Genomic DNA, 4,257 nt, shown 5'->3' on the forward strand with positions numbered 1-4,257 from the left:
CCGGGTTTTCGTCATCTGTGGTTATACGCCGATGGCACATTTCGCACCCACATTGAGCGGGTAGAGATTCCCCTCACATTGGACTTTAGCGCCAAAGGATATTAGTACCGATTCAATTTAAGTGGTAAGTGGCGCTAATAGAGGCTGTGTCATGAACAACCAGCCCACCAGAGAGCAAATCACCCCTGCTGTTATCCGGGATCATACAGCTTGCAGCTTTTGAGGGTGGACATTTCTCGGATGGGGTGGTAGCCTGATCTACTAGATTGAAGGGCAAAATGTTAAAATAGCCTCGTTCCGTAGCACATGAGACACTCTCTTGACGCAGGCGACTAATCTTCCGGGCATTGATTCGCCCCAAATTGACGAATTTTTGCAAGAATTAGCGACAATCCAAGACTCTGGTCCTAAGCGGATTGCGCTCCTTGGCTCGCGTCACGTTCCGATCACCCATCAGCACCTGATTGAAATGATGAGCTATGCCCTAGTGCTGGCGGGTAACCGCTTGATGACCTCAGGTGCGGTGGGAACTAATGCGGCGGCGATTCGGGGAGCAATGCGGGCAGACCCCAATTTGCTGACGGTGATCCTACCCCAGAGTTTAGAGCGTCAACCTCGGGAATCCCGGCAGCAACTGGACAAGGTGATGCACTTAGTCGAAAAACCGGAAAACGATCACCTGCCCCTTGCAGAAGCCAGCTCCCTCTGTAATCAGGAAATTGTTTCCCGCTGCCAGCAATTAATTTGTTTTGCCTTCCACGATAGCCACACGCTGCTGCAAACCTGTGAACTGGCAGAAGAGCAGCATAAGGTGGTTACACTCTTTTACTTTGATTAGGCTTTACTTTGATTAGGCGGGGCGGTTTTCCTCACCTAGGGCGATCGCACCCCTCTGCCAAAATAGGAACAGAGTTCAAGGTTGACGCGCCATGAGCGGCTTTTACAACTGGTATCGCAATGGACTACGGCATCCTAAATATCGCTGGTTGATCATTGCTGCGAGTTTGATCTACTTGCTCAGTCCCTTGGATGTTTCACCAGACTTGGTGCCAATTCTTGGCCAGTTGGATGATGTAACCGTGATAGTGATCCTAGCCAGTGAGTTAACGCAATTACTGGTGGAGCGGGTGAAACAAAGGCGATCGCCCCATGTTCCTCCCACTGTAGAGGTAGAAGCAGAGCAGGTTTAGCAATTAGTCCCGCGATCGCAAGTCACTGCCAATGGAGCGCAACAGCCAACGGTTCTGTACATAGCGAAGAGCACCGTTAACTAGTGCAGCTGCCATCAAAACACCAATGGCCGGTAGAAAGAGGGGCTGCCAGAGACTCAGCCAAAGATCGAACCCCAGCGGCAGCGCAAAAGAGCGCCCAAAGAGCGCAATCACAAACCAGCCAAAACTGGCAAGGACAAAGAAAGTATCCGCTACCAAGAGCCAGTTAAGCACTTCCCGCACCCGTGCCATGGCTATTCTCCTAGTACCCATTGCTTAACGCGGGCAAGGCTCTCCCAGTCAGGTTTGCGTTGCAGGCCATCGGCAAAATTATCTATGACCTCTTGACGCAGTTCAGCAACGGCAGCAATAACCGTTTGTGCCAATTCAATATGGGGGCGCACACCCTTTTGCCCTGTTTCCAGCATTGCCACGGCAAGGTTAATGCGGGCTTGGGGATCTTCAGGGTTGAGTTTAACCGCTTTTTGGGCGGCCTTCAGGGCAGATTGGGGCTTGTCATCGAGGAGGTAGAGCCATGCCAGACACGTCCAAGCGGAGCTGCTTTTTTGAGCACGCTGGCAAATTTCTTTGAAGGTGGGAATAAGTTCTGAGGCAGGTGCCCCTTCTCTGTAGCGGGCGATCGCCGCCTCAAATTGACGTTCGACTTCACTAATTGTCTGAGGGGTGGTCAAAATTGTCTGAGGGGTGGTCAACGGCAAGTCTCCTTAAGCAGAAAACGACGTACCACAGCCACAGGTTTGGGTGGCGTTGGGATTGGTGAACTTAAAGCCGCCACCAATGAGGGCGTCACTGTAGTCCAGAACCAAGCCATAGATGTAGAGCATACTCTTGGGATCTGAGACCACCTTGAAGCCATCGTAGTCAAAGACTTGATCCTCAGGACGGATATTGGCGGGGTCTTCAAAGTCCATCGTGTAGGACATCCCCGAACAGCCACCCCCTTTGACCCCCACTCGCAAACACAGGTCTTTGCCGTGCTTATCCCGAAGTTCGAGCACGTGCTTGAGGGCAGCCTCAGTCATCATAATTCCCTTGGCGGGTTGTGTAGCCTGTGTCATCACCCACTCCTGAAAGACTTCAAGCTTTATCGTAGCAAGTTCAGCGGTGGCTCACCATCTCATGGGCACGCTTAAAGGCCTCGTCGAGTACCTCAGAGAGGGTGGGATGGGTGTGGACATTAAAGGCCAAGTGACTCACGCTCTGGCGATCGCGAATGGCGTTGGCCGCCTCTTGAATTAAATCCGAAGCATGGAGACCAAAGATATGTGCCCCTAGAAGCTCACCCGTATCGGCGCGGAAAATCACCTTGGCGAGGCCATCCGTTTCTGTTTCCGCCAGTGCTTTGGAGTTGCCCTTGAAGTAGGTGCGCACCACCTGTACCTCAAAGCCTTCTTTTTCTCCTAGCTCGCGGGCTTGGGGTTCCGTCAAGCCGACAAAACTTATTTCCGGATGAGTAAAGGCTGCCGCAGGAATACTCCGATAATCCACTTGGCGAGGCCGCCCGACGATAGTTTCCACCACAGCAATGCCTTGCGCTGAAGCGGCATGGGCCAGCATCATTTTCCCCGTGGCATCGCCGATCGCCCACAAATGGGGAACAGGTTCGCCCTCTTTAGTAACCGCCAGATACTCATCCACGGGAATAAAGCCGCGCTTGTCGGTACTCACGCCCACACTCTCTAACCCCAGATCTTGGGTAGCAGGAATGCGACCGGTAGCTACCAGGCAGGCATCCACCTCTAGGACATCCACCAGTTCTTTTGTTTTTGCATCCGCCAACTCAATGACCACCGGTGTGCCGGGAATGACCCGCTGAGCCAGCGTGCCAGTGTAGGTTTCAATGTCGCGAGGGGCAATCAACACCCGCTGCGCCTGCTTGGCAATATCTGGATCAAACGTGGGCATCAGTTGATCCAGTGCCTCGATCATGGTCACTTCACTGCCAAGGGCAGTGTAAATATCGGCAAATTCTAGGCCAATGTAGCCACTGCCAACAATGGCCACCCACTGGGGCAACCAATCCAGCTTAATGGCATCATCACTGGTATAAACGGTTTTGCCGTCCACCTCAATGCCGGGGGGTACCCAGGGCACTGAACCAGTGGCAATGATAATGTTCTCGGCTGTTACCGTTTTTTCGCCTGTAGCCGTGGCAATACTAACCTTTTGAGAACCCGCCACTCTACCGCGGCCAATGAGTGTATCTACGCCGAGACGCTTAAGACTATTGGTGAGATCACTGCGGATTTTCTGCACCAGATTGGCGGCATGGGCAGCAACGCCGGCGCGATCCACCTGTACTTGCCCCAGTTGAATCCCCAAGGCTTGCCAATGGTTGGCTTGGCGCAGTTCCCGTACCCGTCCGGCCGCCGCAAGCAGCGCCTTTGAGGGAATACAGCCACGATTGACGCAGGTGCCGCCCATTTCTGCGGCTTCAATAATGGCCGTTTTCAGCCCCACACTGACGGCATGCAGGGCAGCCCCATGCCCCCCCACACCGGCTCCAATGATCACCAAATCGTAGTCAAAGCTCAAGGACGATTCTCCTCAGTGGTATTCCCTTAGCTTATCAAAGGCTGTTTTCCGTGAGAACCTAGGCCTTTTGGCTATAGGCAGTTAGAGGTTCTTTGATCCAGCGAATATAGAGATGTTTGAACGTGGATTTGAGGACGCGGGGAGCGCCAAAGTCAATGGGCATCATTTGCGAAGGCAGTTGCCAATCCCGAACGGCCAATTCATGGGGCTGTGCCAAGGGAAAGTCAATTTCGCTGAGGTCGTAGTTGCAGCCCAGGGCAGTGGCGGCGCGTTGGGTGGGAATGCGCTCGGGATCCACGTTGAGAATAGCCACAAGGGCACGATCGAGGGCAAAAACATCCTGACTGGCCCCCAAAATGTGGAGGGGTCGCGGCGTCCCGCCACTGGGGCCGTTGCCTTCGTGGCCAATAATGCCATCCGCAATGGTCAATTCAGGGGCGATCGCCCGTGCGGTTTCCACCAGCATGCGGCCAAAGCGATCGGCATCCTT

General features: G+C 53.7%; 7 protein-coding genes. 2 read left to right on the plus strand and 5 right to left on the minus strand.

Features of this window, described 5'->3' with window-relative positions:
* Positions 1-319 precede the first annotated feature (319 nt).
* Together Q0683_RS08620 and Q0683_RS08625 are read left to right on the plus strand one after the other, a co-directional pair.
* The gene (locus Q0683_RS08620) at positions 320-838 is read left to right on the plus strand and encodes a DNA recombination-mediator protein A (protein WP_298612787.1); all 519 of its coding nucleotides are present in this window, start codon (positions 320-322) and stop codon (positions 836-838) included.
* A gap of 91 nt (positions 839-929) precedes the next feature.
* Positions 930-1,190: a YkvA family protein gene (locus Q0683_RS08625; protein WP_298612789.1), complete on the plus strand. Its 261-nt coding sequence runs from the start codon at positions 930-932 to the stop codon at positions 1,188-1,190.
* Between the two features lie 3 nt (positions 1,191-1,193).
* Here Q0683_RS08625 and Q0683_RS08630 read toward each other — a convergent pair whose 3' ends face one another.
* The 5 genes from Q0683_RS08630 to Q0683_RS08650 all read right to left on the minus strand — a co-directional run.
* Entirely contained in the window at positions 1,194-1,463 is a 270-nt protein-coding gene (locus tag Q0683_RS08630; protein WP_298977311.1) for a hypothetical protein, read from the minus strand.
* A gap of 2 nt (positions 1,464-1,465) precedes the next feature.
* Positions 1,466-1,924 carry a M48 family metallopeptidase gene (locus Q0683_RS08635; RefSeq protein ID WP_298977313.1) on the minus strand — a complete coding sequence of 153 codons (459 nt, stop codon included), beginning with the start codon at positions 1,922-1,924 and terminating at the stop codon, positions 1,466-1,468.
* Positions 1,925-1,936: 12 nt separating this feature from the next.
* Entirely contained in the window at positions 1,937-2,290 is a 354-nt protein-coding gene (locus tag Q0683_RS08640; protein ID WP_298612798.1) for an iron-sulfur cluster assembly accessory protein, read from the minus strand.
* 40 nt (positions 2,291-2,330) lie between these two features.
* Positions 2,331-3,767, minus strand: a complete 1,437-nt coding sequence (gene lpdA / locus Q0683_RS08645) for a dihydrolipoyl dehydrogenase (protein ID WP_298977315.1) — start codon at positions 3,765-3,767, stop codon at positions 2,331-2,333.
* Between the two features lie 58 nt (positions 3,768-3,825).
* On the minus strand, positions 3,826-4,257 hold a 432-nt coding region (locus tag Q0683_RS08650; RefSeq protein WP_298977317.1), incomplete at its 5' end, for a DUF362 domain-containing protein.

It is taken from the genome of uncultured Thermosynechococcus sp. (assembly GCF_938074695.1).
Classification (GTDB): domain Bacteria; phylum Cyanobacteriota; class Cyanobacteriia; order Thermosynechococcales; family Thermosynechococcaceae; genus Thermosynechococcus.

Bases quoted from the DNA above. Each gene is read 5' to 3' on its own strand.
- Q0683_RS08625 (WP_298612789.1), top strand. From the start codon at position 930: ATGAGCGGCTTTTACAACTGGTATCGCAATGGACTACGGCATCCTAAA.
- Q0683_RS08630 (WP_298977311.1), bottom strand. From the start codon at position 1,463: ATGGCACGGGTGCGGGAAGTGCTTAACTGGCTCTTGGTAGCGGATACT.
- Q0683_RS08640 (WP_298612798.1), bottom strand. From the start codon at position 2,290: ATGACACAGGCTACACAACCCGCCAAGGGAATTATGATGACTGAGGCT.